Here is a 21,294-nt window from a genome sequence, read left to right as displayed (position 1 = left end):
GTAGGAGCGGCCTTGTGTCGCGAACGGGGCGCGAAGCGGCTCCAGCGATCTCGGCATTGCTGCTGAAACCGTGGGGGCCGCTTCGCGCCCCGTTCGCGACACAAGGCCGATCCTACAACGGACCAGTGTCAGCCAGTGATGAGCGATTGGGCTGCAGAGCAGCCCGCTAGCGCATCAGTTGTCCTTGTTGTCGATGCGGATCAATGGGTCGCTACCGGTGATTAACGAGTTGATCGAGTTGCCCGACCAGTTCACACCCTCAAGTTTGATGGTTACGTCCGCGTTGGCAACACCACCCGCAGCGTTGAGCTTGCCTTCGCTGCTGATCTGCAAAGTGGTAGAGCCGTCTGCGAAACTCATCTTCAGGTAGTTGTCGATGGTCTTGCCGGTTTCATTGACAAGCAAATCCTTCAGGTCGATCCGGTCACCTTCAGCGACCTTGAAGTCCTTGATTACGTCATTGCCGTAATCGCCGGCCTTCCAGATGAAGGTGTCCTTACCTGCTCCACCGTTCAAAGTATCGTCGCCATGGCCACCAATCAGGAAGTCATCGCCGCTGCCACCCAACAGAATGTCGTTACCTCTGCCACCATCGAGCCTGTCGATGCCGCCTTGCCCGAAGAGGATATCGTTGCCATTTCCGCCTGTGAGGATGTCATCACCGTCGTTGGCACCCGAGATATCAAATTCGGTGTAGTGCTCGGCGATGTACTGATGCACGTTCTTGGCAGTGATGGTGCTGACATCCACATTACTCTTCTGCGCGACGTACTCCTGCAACCCTTGATAACCCTCGCTGACAACGCCGTTGAGGGTAATCAAGTCACCGAAGATGATGTCATTGCCATTGCCACCATCGATGCTATCCGAGCCCGGAACGGTGGCCTCGGTATGTCCGAGAATTGCCGCCGCCAGTTTGGACGGGTCGATATTGGTTTGTGGTTTACCGGCGCTGTCATAGTCCTTGAGATCGCTCCAGCTGACATCGTTGTTAAGCCCGATAGCCTGAACTTTAGTCAAGCCAGAAAGCAGCTTGAAGCTGGCCGCCGAACCGTCACTCGCGCTATCCCAACTGCTCGAGTTACCGGAGCCCGCCCGAGAAGAAATCTCGTAGGTACCATCCCCTTGAGCATGGATCGTCCCCAAGGATTTGTAAGAGTTGTTGACGTAAACATCACCGCTGGAGGTAATAGTAAGTCTTTGACCGTCGATCACCTTGTCGAAATAGTCACCGATCTTAAAGTTGTTGACGTTCACAACATCATCCAAATACATGCCGCGCCACAGCCGAGGATTAGTATCCTCATGGTTCTGCCAGAGGGTCGGCTTACCATCGGTGATGAAATACGTCAGGTTCTCCGCCCCTGTGTTACTGGTGGCCATGGTGCTCTTGAAGAAGTTGGCCGTTGCCTTGAACACATCTTCATAGTTGGTACCGCCACCATAGTACTCACCGCCCACCATCGAATTGAGCACCGCCTGCAGCTTGCTGAGGGCATTCGAATCGGCAAGGTTGACCGAGACGTTCTTGTTAACCTGACTGTCGAAGTCAGCCAGGAAGATGTTCACCGTACCCGAGACATCAGATCCCAAGCTGGCTTTGAGTGAATTGAACACCGATGCAAGCTGTGCCTTGGCATCGGCAATCGATTTTTCGCTCATACTGCCGGAGCTGTCGACCATGAATGCGATGTTGTAGTTTTTGCCCTGAACCACGTTCAAGCCAGATACATCTGCCACGATGATATCGTTGCTTTCGCCACCCGTGAGTGTGTCGTTGCCCGTGGTGCCGACTGTTGGCTTGTAGTCAGCCTTGTAGACCGTAACCGGAATCTGGCCGGGGGTGCTATCCGAACCACCAAGGCTTTCAGTAGCGGTAGCGGTTACTGCGATAGTGAACTTGCCCTCGTAGTAGGCTGGCGGCGTCAGTGTCAGGCTGCTGAGTTTCCAGCCAGTCACATCTACAGGCGTACCGCCCACCTTAATCGTGTGGCCCGCACCATCGCTCAGCACCGAACCAGCCGGAATGCCACTGAGGGTTACGCTCAAGCTTTCAGAGCCGTCGGTGTCAGTAAGACCAGCAGTAATGCCAACCAACTTGACCGAGCCACCTTCCGGCCCTTCGTTCAGCTTGTAGCCGTCGTAGTAGCTCTGGCCATTAACAGTGTGCAAGTCAGACACGGTCAGGCCTGCGGTGGCCATGTCCGCCACGCTCTGGTACATCGGGATGTTGGCACTGCTCAGGTCAACCGCAGTACCCGAACCCACCTTGATATTAAGGTCATAGCTACCAGGACCTGCCTGGTTAGCATGGTAAACCTCGATCGGGTAGTAGCCGCTGGCTTTAGCCGTGAAGGTACCCGAAATCTGTCCACCGCCACCCCAAGTGGTGGTTACGACCGTAGTACCGCCCACGGTGACCACCAAACTATCATCGGCAGTGCCGCTGAAGGTGTAGGTTTTGCCTTCTTCCAGATAGATCAGGCCAGAGGTTTTCGAGCCACTGCCAGCGTTGACGCTGCCATCAGACTGTACATTCGTTGTAGAGCCCGTTGAGGTCGCGGTACCCGAGTTGGCGAATACGGTCTTCAATGCGTCGCCCGTAATGCCATTGCCATCGGTCCCCAGTCCTTTCAAAGAAGTCCAAACTTCCTTGATCAAAGACTTGGACACGACATCGGCGCTGCCGATGCTCAGGGTGGGTTTATCAACCTGCGGAGCGATGTCGACTTTCATGGTCACTTCGCTGCCGGTATTGGTGCCATCGTTCGGTTTGTACTTGAACTGGGCGTAGTCAGCCTGCTTGTTACCAACGCCGGCACCACCGTATCCATCAATACCCGACTCGTTCAACTTTGGTACGAACTTGAGGTAGCCCTTATCAATATCCGCCTGGCTGACAACCTGTCCTGAAGTCACGTTGTTCCAGGTGTTGGTAGTGCTGTTGTAGGCCTTGAGGCTGCCGTCGACCGGGAGCGATGTGATAGTCACTGACAAGCCGGTGTTACCATCGACATCGGTGACTTTGAAGTCGCTCCAATTAAAGAGGTACTCGGTATCCTCTACACCTTCGACGGCACCGCCAGTCGAGACAGGCAGATGGTCGTTGTCGAGGACCTTGGTGGTGGCCGCAGCCGGATCCAGAGTCAGTTTCTCGAACTTGCCGTCATCTGCACCGCCAACGGTAGCGATCGAGTTGACCACTGCCGAGTTGGTACCGACGTAGACGTTGTCCGGGGCAATCACAGTAGCCGAGCCGGTGGTGCTGTTGGCCGCCACGACAATTGTGGTCTTGTCGCTCAGGGTGAAGGTCAGTTCACCGTGGTTGTTGATCGGCAGACCGTCTTTGTTGGTCAGCGTGATGGTGTAGGTGATCTCGCCGCCTTCGGTCACCGAAGGCGTCGCGGTCAGCTTGGCCACTACTTCGTCAATGGTATCGGTCACCTGGACAGTGGCCTCACCACCCAGTTGCAGGTTCTCGAAGGTCGCGCCGGTAGCGTCTACCGCCGACTCGATACCCAGCTTGATGGCACCCTTGTCGATGTAGACGTCTTCGCCTTGCTCGTCATGGATGTACGGCGCGCTGGTCTCGCCGGCCTTGATGGTGACCTGGGCGTTGTTGCTCAGGGTCACGACCAGGTCGTGGGCCAGCTTGGTGTTGATGTGCACGGTGAACGCCGCTTTGACGTTCTCGGCCACCGAAGTCTGATCGGCGGTGATGGTCACCAGGACCAGATCGCCTTCGTTACCGTCTGGGACACCCGGAGTGCCTGGCTCGTCGGTAACCTGGGTTTTGACCTCGGTCTTGTCCAGAGTCAGTTTCTCGAACTTGCCGTCATCTGCACCGCCAACGGTAGCGATCGAGTTGACCACTGCCGAGTTGGTACCGACGTAGACGTTGTCCGGGGCAATCACAGTAGCCGAGCCGGTGGTGCTGTTGGCCGCCACGACAATTGTGGTCTTGTCGCTCAGGGTGAAGGTCAGTTCACCGTGGTTGTTGATCGGCAGACCGTCTTTGTTGGTCAGCGTGATGGTGTAGGTGATCTCGCCGCCTTCGGTCACCGAAGGCGTCGCGGTCAGCTTGGCCACTACTTCGTCAATGGTATCGGTCACCTGGACAGTGGCCTCACCACCCAGTTGCAGGTTCTCGAAGGTCGCGCCGGTAGCGTCTACCGCCGACTCGATACCCAGCTTGATGGCACCCTTGTCGATGTAGACGTCTTCGCCTTGCTCGTCATGGATGTACGGCGCGCTGGTCTCGCCGGCCTTGATGGTGACCTGGGCGTTGTTGCTCAGGGTCACGACCAGGTCGTGGGCCAGCTTGGTGTTGATGTGCACGGTGAACGCCGCTTTGACGTTCTCGGCCACCGAAGTCTGATCGGCGGTGATGGTCACCAGGACCAGATCGCCTTCGTTACCGTCTGGGACACCCGGAGTGCCTGGCTCGTCGGTAACCTGGGTTTTGACCTCGGTCTTGTCCAGAGTCAGTTTCTCGAACTTGCCGTCATCTGCACCGCCAACGGTAGCGATCGAGTTGACCACTGCCGAGTTGGTACCGACGTAGACGTTGTCCGGGGCAATCACAGTAGCCGAGCCGGTGGTGCTGTTGGCCGCCACGACAATTGTGGTCTTGTCGCTCAGGGTGAAGGTCAGTTCACCGTGGTTGTTGATCGGCAGACCGTCTTTGTTGGTCAGCGTGATGGTGTAGGTGATCTCGCCGCCTTCGGTCACCGAAGGCGTCGCGGTCAGCTTGGCCACTACTTCGTCAATGGTATCGGTCACCTGGACAGTGGCCTCACCACCCAGTTGCAGGTTCTCGAAGGTCGCGCCGGTAGCGTCTACCGCCGACTCGATACCCAGCTTGATGGCACCCTTGTCGATGTAGACGTCTTCGCCTTGCTCGTCATGGATGTACGGCGCGCTGGTCTCGCCGGCCTTGATGGTGACCTGGGCGTTGTTGCTCAGGGTCACGACCAGGTCGTGGGCCAGCTTGGTGTTGATGTGCACGGTGAACGCCGCTTTGACGTTCTCGGCCACCGAAGTCTGATCGGCGGTGATGGTCACCAGGACCAGATCGCCTTCGTTACCGTCTGGGACACCCGGAGTGCCTGGCTCGTCGGTAACCTGGGTTTTGACCTCGGTCTTGTCCAGAGTCAGTTTCTCGAACTTGCCGTCATCTGCACCGCCAACGGTAGCGATCGAGTTGACCACTGCCGAGTTGGTACCGACGTAGACGTTGTCCGGGGCAATCACAGTAGCCGAGCCGGTGGTGCTGTTGGCCGCCACGACAATTGTGGTCTTGTCGCTCAGGGTGAAGGTCAGTTCACCGTGGTTGTTGATCGGCAGACCGTCTTTGTTGGTCAGCGTGATGGTGTAGGTGATCTCGCCGCCTTCGGTCACCGAAGGCGTCGCGGTCAGCTTGGCCACTACTTCGTCAATGGTATCGGTCACCTGGACAGTGGCCTCACCACCCAGTTGCAGGTTCTCGAAGGTCGCGCCGGTAGCGTCTACCGCCGACTCGATACCCAGCTTGATGGCACCCTTGTCGATGTAGACGTCTTCGCCTTGCTCGTCATGGATGTACGGCGCGCTGGTCTCGCCGGCCTTGATGGTGACCTGGGCGTTGTTGCTCAGGGTCACGACCAGGTCGTGGGCCAGCTTGGTGTTGATGTGCACGGTGAACGCCGCTTTGACGTTCTCGGCCACCGAAGTCTGATCGGCGGTGATGGTCACCAGGACCAGATCGCCTTCGTTACCGTCTGGGACACCCGGAGTGCCTGGCTCGTCGGTAACCTGGGTTTTGACCTCGGTCTTGTCCAGAGTCAGTTTCTCGAACTTGCCGTCATCTGCACCGCCAACGGTAGCGATCGAGTTGACCACTGCCGAGTTGGTACCGACGTAGACGTTGTCCGGGGCAATCACAGTAGCCGAGCCGGTGGTGCTGTTGGCCGCCACGACAATTGTGGTCTTGTCGCTCAGGGTGAAGGTCAGTTCACCGTGGTTGTTGATCGGCAGACCGTCTTTGTTGGTCAGCGTGATGGTGTAGGTGATCTCGCCGCCTTCGGTCACCGAAGGCGTCGCGGTCAGCTTGGCCACTACTTCGTCAATGGTATCGGTCACCTGGACAGTGGCCTCACCACCCAGTTGCAGGTTCTCGAAGGTCGCGCCGGTAGCGTCTACCGCCGACTCGATACCCAGCTTGATGGCACCCTTGTCGATGTAGACGTCTTCGCCTTGCTCGTCATGGATGTACGGCGCGCTGGTCTCGCCGGCCTTGATGGTGACCTGGGCGTTGTTGCTCAGGGTCACGACCAGGTCGTGGGCCAGCTTGGTGTTGATGTGCACGGTGAACGCCGCTTTGACGTTCTCGGCCACCGAAGTCTGATCGGCGGTGATGGTCACCAGGACCAGATCGCCTTCGTTACCGTCTGGGACACCCGGAGTGCCTGGCTCGTCGGTAACCTGGGTTTTGACCTCGGTCTTGTCCAGAGTCAGTTTCTCGAACTTGCCGTCATCTGCACCGCCAACGGTAGCGATCGAGTTGACCACTGCCGAGTTGGTACCGACGTAGACGTTGTCCGGGGCAATCACAGTAGCCGAGCCGGTGGTGCTGTTGGCCGCCACGACAATTGTGGTCTTGTCGCTCAGGGTGAAGGTCAGTTCACCGTGGTTGTTGATCGGCAGACCGTCTTTGTTGGTCAGCGTGATGGTGTAGGTGATCTCGCCGCCTTCGGTCACCGAAGGCGTCGCGGTCAGCTTGGCCACTACTTCGTCAATGGTATCGGTCACCTGGACAGTGGCCTCACCACCCAGTTGCAGGTTCTCGAAGGTCGCGCCGGTAGCGTCTACCGCCGACTCGATACCCAGCTTGATGGCACCCTTGTCGATGTAGACGTCTTCGCCTTGCTCGTCATGGATGTACGGCGCGCTGGTCTCGCCGGCCTTGATGGTGACCTGGGCGTTGTTGCTCAGGGTCACGACCAGGTCGTGGGCCAGCTTGGTGTTGATGTGCACGGTGAACGCCGCTTTGACGTTCTCGGCCACCGAAGTCTGATCGGCGGTGATGGTCACCAGGACCAGATCGCCTTCGTTACCGTCTGGGACACCCGGAGTGCCTGGCTCGTCGGTCACCTCGGTGCTGACCGGGGTCTTGTCCAGGTTCAGGTTTTCGAACTTCCACGCATCTGCGCCGCTGACCGCGTCGATGGCATTGACCACCGGCGCGTTGGTGCCGACATAGACGTTGTCCGGGGCAATCACAGTAGCCGAACCGGTGGTGCTGTTGGCCGCCACGACAATTGTGGTCTTGTCGCTCAGGGTGAAGGTCAGTTCACCGTGGTTGTTGATCGGCAGACCGTCTTTGTTGGTCAGCGTGATGGTGTAGGTGATCTCGCCGCCTTCGGTCACCGAAGGCGTCGCGGTCAGCTTGGCCACTACTTCGTCAATGGTATCGGTCACCTGGACAGTGGCCTCACCACCCAGTTGCAGGTTCTCGAAGGTCGCGCCGGTAGCGTCTACCGCCGACTCGATACCCAGCTTGATGGCACCCTTGTCGATGTAGACGTCTTCGCCTTGCTCGTCATGGATGTACGGCGCGCTGGTCTCGCCGGCCTTGATGGTGACCTGGGCGTTGTTGCTCAGGGTCACGACCAGGTCGTGGGCCAGCTTGGTGTTGATGTGCACGGTGAACGCCGCTTTGACGTTCTCGGCCACCGAAGTCTGATCGGCGGTGATGGTCACCAGGACCAGATCGCCTTCGTTACCGTCTGGGACACCCGGAGTGCCTGGCTCGTCGGTAACCTGGGTTTTGACCTCGGTCTTGTCCAGAGTCAGTTTCTCGAACTTGCCGTCATCTGCACCGCCAACGGTAGCGATCGAGTTGACCACTGCCGAGTTGGTACCGACGTAGACGTTGTCCGGGGCAATCACAGTAGCCGAACCGGTGGTGCTGTTGGCCGCCACGACAATTGTGGTCTTGTCGCTCAGGGTGAAGGTCAGTTCACCGTGGTTGTTGATCGGCAGACCGTCTTTGTTGGTCAGCGTGATGGTGTAGGTGATCTCGCCGCCTTCGGTCACCGAAGGCGTCGCGGTCAGCTTGGCCACTACTTCGTCAATGGTATCGGTCACCTGGACAGTGGCCTCACCACCCAGTTGCAGGTTCTCGAAGGTCGCGCCGGTAGCGTCTACCGCCGACTCGATACCCAGCTTGATGGCACCCTTGTCGATGTAGACGTCTTCGCCTTGCTCGTCATGGATGTACGGCGCGCTGGTCTCGCCGGCCTTGATGGTGACCTGGGCGTTGTTGCTCAGGGTCACGACCAGGTCGTGGGCCAGCTTGGTGTTGATGTGCACGGTGAACGCCGCTTTGACGTTCTCGGCCACCGAAGTCTGATCGGCGGTGATGGTCACCAGGACCAGATCGCCTTCGTTACCGTCTGGGACACCCGGAGTGCCTGGCTCGTCGGTAACCTGGGTTTTGACCTCGGTCTTGTCCAGAGTCAGTTTCTCGAACTTGCCGTCATCTGCACCGCCAACGGTAGCGATCGAGTTGACCACTGCCGAGTTGGTACCGACGTAGACGTTGTCCGGGGCAATCACAGTAGCCGAGCCGGTGGTGCTGTTGGCCGCCACGACAATTGTGGTCTTGTCGCTCAGGGTGAAGGTCAGTTCACCGTGGTTGTTGATCGGCAGACCGTCTTTGTTGGTCAGCGTGATGGTGTAGGTGATCTCGCCGCCTTCGGTCACCGAAGGCGTCGCGGTCAGCTTGGCCACTACTTCGTCAATGGTATCGGTCACCTGGACAGTGGCCTCACCACCCAGTTGCAGGTTCTCGAAGGTCGCGCCGGTAGCGTCTACCGCCGACTCGATACCCAGCTTGATGGCACCCTTGTCGATGTAGACGTCTTCGCCTTGCTCGTCATGGATGTACGGCGCGCTGGTCTCGCCGGCCTTGATGGTGACCTGGGCGTTGTTGCTCAGGGTCACGACCAGGTCGTGGGCCAGCTTGGTGTTGATGTGCACGGTGAACGCCGCTTTGACGTTCTCGGCCACCGAAGTCTGATCGGCGGTGATGGTCACCAGGACCAGATCGCCTTCGTTACCGTCTGGGACACCCGGAGTGCCTGGCTCGTCGGTAACCTGGGTTTTGACCTCGGTCTTGTCCAGAGTCAGTTTCTCGAACTTGCCGTCATCTGCACCGCCAACGGTAGCGATCGAGTTGACCACTGCCGAGTTGGTACCGACGTAGACGTTGTCCGGGGCAATCACAGTAGCCGAGCCGGTGGTGCTGTTGGCCGCCACGACAATTGTGGTCTTGTCGCTCAGGGTGAAGGTCAGTTCACCGTGGTTGTTGATCGGCAGACCGTCTTTGTTGGTCAGCGTGATGGTGTAGGTGATCTCGCCGCCTTCGGTCACCGAAGGCGTCGCGGTCAGCTTGGCCACTACTTCGTCAATGGTATCGGTCACCTGGACAGTGGCCTCACCACCCAGTTGCAGGTTCTCGAAGGTCGCGCCGGTAGCGTCTACCGCCGACTCGATACCCAGCTTGATGGCACCCTTGTCGATGTAGACGTCTTCGCCTTGCTCGTCATGGATGTACGGCGCGCTGGTCTCGCCGGCCTTGATGGTGACCTGGGCGTTGTTGCTCAGGGTCACGACCAGGTCGTGGGCCAGCTTGGTGTTGATGTGCACGGTGAACGCCGCTTTGACGTTCTCGGCCACCGAAGTCTGATCGGCGGTGATGGTCACCAGGACCAGATCGCCTTCGTTACCGTCTGGGACACCCGGAGTGCCTGGCTCGTCGGTAACCTGGGTTTTGACCTCGGTCTTGTCCAGAGTCAGTTTCTCGAACTTGCCGTCATCTGCACCGCCAACGGTAGCGATCGAGTTGACCACTGCCGAGTTGGTACCGACGTAGACGTTGTCCGGGGCAATCACAGTAGCCGAGCCGGTGGTGCTGTTGGCCGCCACGACAATTGTGGTCTTGTCGCTCAGGGTGAAGGTCAGTTCACCGTGGTTGTTGATCGGCAGACCGTCTTTGTTGGTCAGCGTGATGGTGTAGGTGATCTCGCCGCCTTCGGTCACCGAAGGGGTGGCGGTCAGTTTGGCCACCACCTCGTCGAGGGTGTCGGTGACATCCACCTTCGCAGCACCGCCCAGCTCCAGGTTTTCGAAGGTGTGACCGTCTACATCCACAGCGGACGTGATGCCCAGACTGATCTGGCCAGCGTCCTGGTAGACGTCATCGCCTTGCGCGTCGTGGGTGTACGGCGCGCTGGTCTCGCCGGCCTTGATGGTGACCTGGGCGTTGTTGCTCAGGGTCACGACCAGGTCGTGGGCCAGGGCGGTGTTGATGTGTACGGTGAAGGTCGGTTTGACGTTCTCGGCCACCGAGGTCTGGTCGGCCGTGATGGTGACCTTGACGATGTCGCCTTCGTTGCCTGGGGTACCCGGCTCGTCGGTCACCTCGGTGCTGACCGGGGTCTTGTCCAGGTTCAGGTTTTCGAACTTCCACGCATCTGCGCCGCTGACCGCGTCGATGGCATTGACCACCGGCGCGTTGGTGCCGACATAGACGTTGTCTGGTGCGGTTGCAGTGGCCGAACCGGTGGTGCTGTTCGCTGCCACGACGACGGTGGTGCCGTCGGTCAGCTTGAAGTACAGCTCCGAGTGGTTGTTGATCGGCAGACCGTCTTTGTTGGTCAGCGTGATGGTGTAAGTGATCTCGCCGCCTTCGGTCACCGAAGGGCTGGCGGTCAGCTTGGCCACGACTTCGTCAAGGGTGTCGGTCACTTGAACCGAAGCGTTGCCGCCCAGTTCCAGGTTCTCGAACGCAGCGCCAGTGGCGTCTACTGCCGAGTTGATACCCAGGCTGATCTGGCCAGCGTCCTGATAGACGTCATCGCCCTGCGCGTCGTGGGTGTACGGTGCGCTGGTTTCGCCAGCCTTGATGGTGACCTGGGCATTGTTGCTCAGGGTCACGACCAGGTCGTGGGCCAGGGCGGTGTTGATGTGTACGGTGAAGGTCGGTTTGACGTTCTCGGCCACCGAAGTCTGGTCGGCCGTGATGGTGACCTTGACGATGTCGCCTTCGTTGCCTGGGGTACCTGGCTCGTCGGTGACCTGGGTGCTGACCGGGGTCTTGTCCAGGTTCAGGTTTTCGAACTTCCACGCATCTGCGCCGCTGACCGCGTCGATGGCATTGACCACCGGCGCGTTGGTGCCGACATAGACGTTGTCCGGGGCGGTTGCAGTGGCCGAACCGGTGGTGCTGTTCGCTGCCACAACGACAGTGGTGCCGTCGGTCAGCTTGAAGTACAGCTCCGAGTGGTTGTTGATCGGCAGACCGTCTTTGTTGGTCAGCGTGATGGTGTAGGTGATCTCGCCGCCTTCGGTGACCGACGGGGTGGCGGTCAGCTTGGCCACCACTTCGTCGAGGGTGTCGGTCACTTGGACCGAAGCCGCACCGCCCAGCTCGAGGTTCTCGAAGGTCGCACCAGTGGCGTCTACCGCCGAGTTGATGCCCAGGCTGATCTGGCCAGCGTCCTGGTAGACGTCATCGCCTTGCGCGTCGTGGGTGTACGGTGCGCTGGTTTCACCGGCCTTGATGGTGACCTGGGCATTGTTGCTCAGGGTCACGACCAGGTCGTGGGCCAGCGGCTGGTTGACGTGCACGGTGAAGGTTGGCTTGACGTTCTCGGCCACCGAAGTCTGGTCGGCCGTGATGGTGACCTTGACGATGTCGCCTTCGCTGCCTGGGGTACCTGGCTCGTCGGTGACCTCGGTGCTGACCGGGGTCTTGTCCAGGTTCAGGTTTTCGAACTTCCACGCATCTGCGCCGCTGACCGCCTCGATGGCATTGACCACCGGCTGGTTAGTGCCGACATAGACGTTGTCTGGTGCGGTTGCAGTGGCCGAACCGGTGGTGCTGTTGGCTGCCACGACGACGGTGGTGCCGTCGGTCAGCTTGAAGTACAGCTCCGAGTGGTTGTTGATCGGCAGACCGTCTTTGTTGGTCAGGGTGATGGTGTAGGTGATCTCGCCGCCTTCGGTCACCGACGGAGTGGCTGTCAGCTTGGCCACCACTTCGTCGAGGGTGTCGGTCACTTGAACCGAAGCGTTGCCGCCCAGTTCCAGGTTCTCGAACGCAGCGCCGGTGGCGTCCACCGCCGAGTTGATACCCAGGCTGATCTGGCCCGCGTCCTGATAGACGTCATCGCCTTGCGCGTCGTGGGTGTACGGCGCGCTGGTCTCGCCAGCCTTGATGGTGACCTGGGCATTGTTGCTCAGGGTCACGACCAAGTCGTGAGCCAAGGCGGTGTTGATGTGTACGGTGAACGTCGGTTTGACGTTCTCGGCCACCGAGGCCTGGTCGGCCGTGATGGTGACCTTGACGATGTCGCCTTCGTTGCCTGGGGTACCTGGCTCGTCGGTGACCTGGGTGCTGACCGGGGTCTTGTCCAGGTTCAGGTTTTCGAACTTCCACGCATCTGCGCCGCTGACCGCGTCGATGGCATTGACCACCGGCGCGTTGGTGCCGACATAGACGTTGTCCGGGGCGGTTGCAGTGGCCGAACCGGTGGTGCTGTTCGCTGCCACAACGACAGTGGTGCCGTCGGTCAGCTTGAAGTACAGCTCCGAGTGGTTGTTGATCGGCAGACCGTCTTTGTTGGTCAGCGTGATGGTGTAGGTGATCTCGCCGCCTTCGGTGACCGACGGGGTGGCGGTCAGCTTGGCCACCACTTCGTCGAGGGTGTCGGTCACTTGGACCGAAGCCGCACCGCCCAGCTCGAGGTTCTCGAAGGTCGCACCAGTGGCGTCTACCGCCGAGTTGATGCCCAGGCTGATCTGGCCAGCGTCCTGGTAGACGTCATCGCCTTGCGCGTCGTGGGTGTACGGTGCGCTGGTTTCACCGGCCTTGATGGTGACCTGGGCATTGTTGCTCAGGGTCACGACCAGGTCGTGGGCCAGCGGCTGGTTGACGTGCACGGTGAAGGTTGGCTTGACGTTCTCGGCCACCGAAGTCTGGTCGGCCGTGATGGTGACCTTGACGATGTCGCCTTCGCTGCCTGGGGTACCTGGCTCGTCGGTGACCTCGGTGCTGACCGGGGTCTTGTCCAGGTTCAGGTTTTCGAACTTCCACGCATCTGCGCCGCTGACCGCCTCGATGGCATTGACCACCGGCTGGTTAGTGCCGACATAGACGTTGTCTGGTGCGGTTGCAGTGGCCGAACCGGTGGTGCTGTTGGCTGCCACGACGACGGTGGTGCCGTCGGTCAGCTTGAAGTACAGCTCCGAGTGGTTGTTGATCGGCAGACCGTCTTTGTTGGTCAGGGTGATGGTGTAGGTGATCTCGCCGCCTTCGGTCACCGACGGAGTGGCTGTCAGCTTGGCCACCACTTCGTCGAGGGTGTCGGTCACTTGAACCGAAGCGTTGCCGCCCAGTTCCAGGTTCTCGAACGCAGCGCCGGTGGCGTCCACCGCCGAGTTGATACCCAGGCTGATCTGGCCCGCGTCCTGATAGACGTCATCGCCTTGCGCGTCGTGGGTGTACGGCGCGCTGGTCTCGCCAGCCTTGATGGTGACCTGGGCATTGTTGCTCAGGGTCACGACCAAGTCGTGAGCCAAGGCGGTGTTGATGTGTACGGTGAACGTCGGTTTGACGTTCTCGGCCACCGAGGCCTGGTCGGCCGTGATGGTGACCTTGACGATGTCGCCTTCGTTGCCTGGGGTACCTGGCTCGTCGGTGACCTGGGTGCTGACCGGGGTCTTGTCCAGGTTCAGGTTTTCGAACTTCCACGCATCTGCGCCGCTGACCGCGTCGATGGCATTGACCACCGGCGCGTTGGTGCCGACATAGACGTTGTCCGGGGCGGTTGCAGTGGCCGAACCGGTGGTGCTGTTCGCTGCCACAACGACAGTGGTGCCGTCGGTCAGCTTGAAGTACAGCTCCGAGTGGTTGTTGATCGGCAGACCGTCTTTGTTGGTCAGCGTGATGGTGTAGGTGATCTCGCCGCCTTCGGTGACCGACGGGGTGGCGGTCAGCTTGGCCACCACTTCGTCGAGGGTGTCGGTCACTTGGACCGAAGCCGCACCGCCCAGCTCGAGGTTCTCGAAGGTCGCACCAGTGGCGTCTACCGCCGAGTTGATGCCCAGGCTGATCTGGCCAGCGTCCTGGTAGACGTCATCGCCTTGCGCGTCGTGGGTGTACGGTGCGCTGGTTTCACCGGCCTTGATGGTGACCTGGGCATTGTTGCTCAGGGTCACGACCAGGTCGTGGGCCAGCGGCTGGTTGACGTGCACGGTGAAGGTTGGCTTGACGTTCTCGGCCACCGAAGTCTGGTCGGCCGTGATGGTGACCTTGACGATGTCGCCTTCGCTGCCTGGGGTACCTGGCTCGTCGGTGACCTCGGTGCTGACCGGGGTCTTGTCCAGGTTCAGGTTTTCGAACTTCCACGCATCTGCGCCGCTGACCGCCTCGATGGCATTGACCACCGGCGCGTTGGTGCCGACATAGACGTTGTCCGGGGCGGTTGCAGTGGCCGAACCGGTGGTGCTGTTGGCTGCCACGACGACGGTGGTGCCGTCGGTCAGCTTGAAGTACAGCTCCGAGTGGTTGTTGATCGGCAGACCGTCTTTGTTGGTCAGGGTGATGGTGTAGGTGATCTCGCCGCCTTCGGTCACCGACGGAGTGGCTGTCAGCTTGGCCACCACTTCGTCGAGGGTGTCGGTCACTTGAACCGAAGCGTTGCCGCCCAGTTCCAGGTTCTCGAACGCAGCGCCGGTGGCGTCCACCGCCGAGTTGATACCCAGGCTGATCTGGCCCGCGTCCTGATAGACGTCATCGCCTTGCGCGTCGTGGGTGTACGGCGCGCTGGTCTCGCCAGCCTTGATGGTGACCTGGGCATTGTTGCTCAGGGTCACGACCAAGTCGTGAGCCAAGGCGGTGTTGATGTGTACGGTGAACGTCGGTTTGACGTTCTCGGCCACCGAGGCCTGGTCGGCCGTGATGGTGACCTTGACGATGTCGCCTTCGTTGCCTGGGGTACCTGGCTCGTCGGTGACCTGGGTGCTGACCGGGGTCTTGTCCAGGTTCAGGTTTTCGAACTTCCACGCATCTGCGCCGCTGACCGCGTCGATGGCATTGACCACCGGCGCGTTGGTGCCGACATAGACGTTGTCCGGGGCGGTTGCAGTGGCCGAACCGGTGGTGCTGTTCGCTGCCACGACGACGGTGGTGCCGTCGGTCAGCTTGAAGTACAGCTCCGAGTGGTTGTTGATCGGCAGACCGTCTTTGTTGGTCAGCGTGATGGTGTAAGTGATCTCGCCGCCTTCGGTGACCGAAGGGCTGGCGGTCAGCTTGGCCACCACCTCGTCGAGGGTGTCGGTCACTTGAACCGAAGCGTTGCCGCCCAATTCCAGGTTCTCGAACGCAGCGCCGGTGGCGTCCACCGCCGAGTTGATACCCAGGCTGATCTGGCCCGCATCCTGATAGACGTCATCGCCCTGCGCGTCGTGGGTGTACGGTGCGCTGGTCTCGCCAGCCTTGATGGTGACCTGGGCGTTGTTGCTCAGGGTCACGACCAGGTCGTGAGCCAAGGCGGTGTTGATGTGTACGGTGAACGTCGGTTTGACGTTCTCGGCCACCGAAGTCTGGTCAGCCGTGATGGTGACCTTGACGATGTCGCCTTCGCTGCCTGGGGTACCTGGCTCGTCGGTGACCTCGGTGCTGACCGGGGTCTTGTCCAGGTTCAGGTTTTCGAACTTCCACGCATCTGCGCCGCTGACCGCCTCGATGGCATTGACCACCGGCTGGTTAGTGCCGACATAGACGTTGTCCGGGGCGGTTGCAGTGGCCGAACCGGTGGTGCTGTTGGCTGCCACGACGACGGTGGTGCCGTCGGTCAGCTTGAAGTACAGCTCCGAGTGGTTGTTGATCGGCAGACCGTCTTTGTTGGTCAGGGTGATGGTGTAGGTGATCTCGCCGCCTTCGGTCACCGACGGAGTGGCTGTCAGCTTGGCCACCACTTCGTCGAGGGTGTCGGTCACTTGAACCGAAGCGTTGCCGCCCAGTTCCAGGTTCTCGAACGCAGCGCCGGTGGCGTCCACCGCCGAGTTGATACCCAGGCTGATCTGGCCCGCGTCCTGATAGACGTCATCGCCCTGCGCGTCGTGGGTGTACGGCGCGCTGGTCTCGCCAGCCTTGATGGTGACCTGGGCATTGTTGCTCAGGGTCACGACCAAGTCGTGAGCCAAGGCGGTGTTGATGTGTACGGTGAACGTCGGTTTGACGTTCTCGGCCACCGAAGTCTGGTCAGCCGTGATGGTGACCTTGACGATGTCGCCTTCGCTGCCTGGGGTGCCTGGCTCGTCGGTGACCTCGGTGCTGACCGGGGTCTTGTCCAGGTTCAGGTTTTCGAACTTCCACGCATCTGCGCCGCTGACGGCCTCGATGGCATTGACCACCGGCGCGTTGGTGCCGACATAGACGTTGTCCGGGGCGGTTGCAGTGGCCGAACCGGTGGTGCTGTTCGCTGCCACGACGACGGTGGTGCCGTCGGTCAGCTTGAAGTACAGCTCCGAGTGGTTGTTGATCGGCAGACCGTCTTTGTTGGTCAGCGTGATGGTGTAAGTGATCTCGCCGCCTTCGGTGACCGAAGGGCTGGCGGTCAGCTTGGCCACCACCTCGTCGAGGGTGTCGGTCACTTGAACCGAAGCGTTGCCGCCCAATTCCAGGTTCTCGAACGCAGCGCCGGTGGCGTCCACCGCCGAGTTGATACCCAGGCTGATCTGGCCCGCATCCTGATAGACGTCATCGCCCTGCGCGTCGTGGGTGTACGGTGCGCTGGTCTCGCCAGCCTTGATGGTGACCTGGGCGTTGTTGCTCAGGGTCACGACCAGGTCGTGAGCCAAGGCGGTGTTGATGTGTACGGTGAACGTCGGTTTGACGTTCTCGGCCACCGAAGTCTGGTCAGCCGTGATGGTGACCTTGACGATGTCGCCTTCGCTGCCTGGGGTGCCTGGCTCGTCGGTGACCTCGGTGCTGACCGGGGTCTTGTCCAGGTTCAGGTTTTCGAACTTCCACGCATCTGCGCCGCTGACGGCCTCGATGGCATTGACCACCGGCGCGTTGGTGCCGACATAGACGTTGTCCGGGGCGGTTGCAGTGGCCGAACCGGTGGTGCTGTTCGCTGCCACGACGACGGTGGTGCCGTCGGTCAGCTTGAAGTACAGCTCCGAGTGGTTGTTGATCGGCAGACCGTCTTTGTTGGTCAGGGTGATGGTGTAGGTGATCTCGCCGCCTTCGGTCACCGAAGGGGTGGCGGTCAGTTTGGCCACCACTTCACTGATAGTGTCCGAGATCTCAACGGTAGCCGGGCCACCCAAGGCCAGCTTCTCGAAGGTGGCACCCGGAACTGTAGCGTCGGTAACACTGAGCGTGATGGAGCCTGCATCAAGATAGACGTCATCGCCTTGAACCGAGGTCTTGTACTCGACTTCGGTCTTACCGGCTTCGATCGTCACGGTGTCGCCGTTCGACAGGGTTACGGTCAACGGACGGTCCAGCGCCTGGCTAACTTTCACAGTAAAGGAAGGTTGCTGGTCTTCGGTCACATTTCCATTGCTGACAATGCTTACGGTGACGGCATCGATGCTGTCATTGATGACAGTCGAGGCAGGGGTCGGGTTCGGGGTCAGTTGCTCGAAGTTGCCACCCGTGGCGTTCTCGATGGTGACGCTGACGGTCGAGCCGTTGTTGTAGACGTCATTGGCCGGGGTCTGGAAATCAACGCTGCCCTGGGTTTTACCGGCTTCAACGGTAATGGTCTGACCGTTGGACAGGGTCACGGTCACCGGCGTCTGGGCAGGATTGCTCAGGGTCACGGTGTAGGTGATCACGCCGCCTTCGGTCACGCTTGGCGAGGCGGTCAGGGTTGCAGTGGTGGTATCGACCGAGTCGTTGATCGTGGTCTGAGCCGGCGTCGGGTTCGGGGTCAGCTGCTCGAAGTTGCCGCCCGTGGCGTTCTCGATGGTGACGCTGACGGTCGAGCCGTTGTTATAGACGTCATTGGCCGGGGTCTGGAAATCGACGCTGCCCTGGGTTTTGCCGGCTTCAACGGTGATGACCTGGCCGTTGGACAGGGTCACGGTTACCGGCGTCTGGGCAGGGTTGCTCAGGGTCACGGTGTAGGTGATCACGCCGCCTTCGGTGACCGACGGGCTCGCCGTCAGGGTCGCGGTGGTGGTGTCGACTGAGTCGTTGATCGTGGTCTGAGCCGGCGTCGGGTTCGGGGTCAGTTGCTCGAAGTTGCCGCCCGTGGCGTTCTCGATGGTGACGCTAACGGTCGAACCGTTGTTGTAGACGTCATTCGCCGGGGTCTGGAAATCAATGCTGCCCTGGGTTTTACCGGCTTCAACGGTAATGGTCTGACCGTTGGACAGGGTCACGGTCACCGGCGTCTGGGCAGGGTTGCTCAGGGTCACGGTGTAAGTGATCACGCCGCCTTCGGTCACGCTTGGCGAGGCGGTCAGGGTTGCAGTGGTGGTGTCGACCGAGTCGTTGATCGTGGTCTGAGCTGGCGTCGGGTTCGGGGTCAGCTGCTCGAAGTTGCCGCCCGTGGCGTTCTCGATGGTGACGCTGACGGTCGAACCGTTGTTGTAGACGTCATTCGCCGGGGTCTGGAAATCAATGCTGCCCTGGGTTTTACCGGCTTCAACGGTAATGGTCTGACCGTTGGACAGGGTCACGGTTACCGGCGTCTGGGCAGGATTGCTCAGGGTCACGGTGTAGGTGATCACGCCGCCTTCGGTCACGCTTGGCGAGGCGGTCAGGGTTGCAGTGGTGGTGTCGACCGAGTCGTTGATCGTGGTCTGAGCCGGCGTCGGGTTCGGGGTCAGTTGCTCGAAATTACCGCCCGTGGCGTTCTCGATGGTGACGCTGACGGTCGAACCGTTGTTGTAGACGTCATTCGCCGGGGTCTGGAAATCAATGCTGCCCTGGGTTTTACCGGCTTCAACGGTAATGGTCTGACCGTTGGACAGGGTCACGGTTACCGGCGTCTGAGCAGGGTTGCTCAGGGTCACGGTGTAGGTGATCACGCCGCCTTCGGTGACCGACGGGCTCGCCGTCAGGGTCGCGGTGGTGGTGTCGACCGAGTCGTTGATCGTGGTCTGAGCCGGGGTCGGGTTCGGGGTCAGCTGTTCGAAGTTGCCGCCCGTGGCGTTCTCGATGGTGACGCTGACGGTCGAGCCGTTGTTATAGACGTCATTGGCCGGGGTCTGGAAATCAACGCTGCCCTGGGTTTTGCCGGCTTCAACGGTGATGACCTGGCCGTTGGACAGGGTCACGGTTACCGGCGTCTGGGCAGGGTTGCTCAGGGTCACGGTGTAGGTGATCACGCCGCCTTCGGTGACCGACGGGCTCGCCGTCAGGGTCGCGGTGGTGGTGTCGACTGAGTCGTTGATCGTGGTCTGAGCCGGCGTCGGGTTCGGGGTCAGTTGCTCGAAGTTGCCGCCCGTGGCGTTCTCGATGGTGACGCTGACGGTCGAACCGTTGTTGTAGACGTCATTCGCCGGGGTCTGGAAATCGACGCTGCCCTGGGTTTTGCCGGCTTCAACGGTAATGGTTTGGCCGTTGGACAGGGTCACGGTCACCGGCGTCTGGGCAGGGTTGCTCAGGGTCACGGTGTAGGTGATCACGCCGCCTTCGGTGACCGACGGGCTCGCCGTCAGGGTCGCGGTGGTGGTGTCGACTGAGTCGTTGATCGTGGTCTGAGCCGGCGTCGGGTTCGGGGTCAGTTGCTCGAAGTTGCCGCCCGTGGCGTTCTCGATGGTGACGCTGACGGTCGAACCGTTGTTGTAGACGTCATTCGCCGGGGTCTGGAAATCGACGCTGCCCTGGGTTTTGCCGGCTTCAACGGTAATGGTTTGGCCGTTAGACAGGGTCACGGTTACCGGCGTCTGGGCAGGGTTGCTCAGGGTCACGGTGTAGGTGATCACGCCGCCTTCGGTGACCGACGGGCTCGCCGTCAGGGTTGCAGTGGTGGTGTCGATTGTATCGGTCACTTGGGTAACCGCTGGCGTTTGCGGCAATGTCACCGTCAGCCCGCCACCACCGGTACTACCTGTCACGGTCGCCGAAATCTGGCCCCCGTCGATGTAGGGCGTGTCGTTTGCCGGAACTACGACGTTGACACTACCACTGGTCTGCCCAGCCGGAATAACGATCACGGCACCGTTGGACAGCGTAATTACCAGGTTGGTGGTCGGCGCCTGACCAACGGTGGCGGTATAAACGATTACGCCACCCGCTTCACTGATAGAAGGGGTTGCGCCAAGCGTCAGCTCAGTAGCAACGTTGGTATCCGTCGGTGTGGTCACCAGGTTGTTGCCGTTAGTGTCCAGCAGGCCCACTTCTTCGTTATCGAGCACGCCCGCAAAGCCCAGCCCGTCAGTCGGGAAACCAACCGTCGGGTCAACACGGCCAGCCGTTTCTTCGAGCATCACGAAGCTGTGGCCACCGCCCAGCGCACCACCACCCGCTGATGACGGGCCAGCGGCGGTAGCTTCAAGCTCAGTAGTCGGGTCAACACCAGCAGCAATAGCCTGCTGCAGCTCTTCCACCGAAGGCGCGGCCTGGGCTGCCGCCTGGCTCAGGTCGGTGCTGCTGTCAGGCGCATCGGCGCTCCATTGGCTGTCACGGCCCAGATCGAGCGTACGGCCATCAGCCAGCTCCAGAGTAACTGCGCCACCAGGACCGGTGAGCACTTCCTCACCGGTCAACAGGCGGTCACCTTCGATAAGTACACGCCGGATGCCCTCTGGGGATACCGCAATAACCTGGCCGACAATGCTTTTGACGATGGCTACAACGCTGCTCATTGGACTCTCCGTGTGACCCGATGGGTACTTCCCTGCCAGAGCGGCGCTTGCTAGCCACTTCAGGCGGAACTATGTCGATGATCTCTTGACGATTTTTGACGTCAATATTCCGTCTATAACTTTTTGGAATTGCCTAACTGCCAAACTATTGACCTTATACATGCCATCCTAAACAATCGGCAATGTAATGTCACATTGATATTTGTACCTTAGCCAAGCGTTTCCTTAGGACAAATGTCTTACATCATCTAAAGGGTGTTAAGCCGTCAGCTCCAGCACTTTTTCATACACCTCAACACCCGTAAATCATGCGGCGAGACTGTCCTCCTTCGGCAATGTCAGCATTACTGGCGTCAATATCCAGATCACTGTCAAATGCCCGGACACTGATTGCCGAATAAGCACAAACCTTGC

1 protein-coding gene is annotated in these 21,294 nt (G+C 60.1%); it reads right to left on the bottom strand.

Features of this window, described 5'->3' with window-relative positions; genetic code table 11:
- Window positions 1-174: 174 nt before the first annotated feature.
- The gene (locus REH59_RS00670; RefSeq protein WP_320450378.1) at window positions 175-20,880 is read right to left on the bottom strand and encodes a retention module-containing protein; all 20,706 of its coding nucleotides are present in this window, start codon (window positions 20,878-20,880) and stop codon (window positions 175-177) included.
- Window positions 20,881-21,294 lie beyond the last annotated feature (414 nt).

The sequence above is a fragment of the Pseudomonas sp. BO3-4 genome (assembly GCF_034044115.1).
GTDB lineage: Bacteria > Pseudomonadota > Gammaproteobacteria > Pseudomonadales > Pseudomonadaceae > Aquipseudomonas > Aquipseudomonas alloputida.
This window is presented reverse-complemented; position numbering and strand designations above follow the sequence as displayed.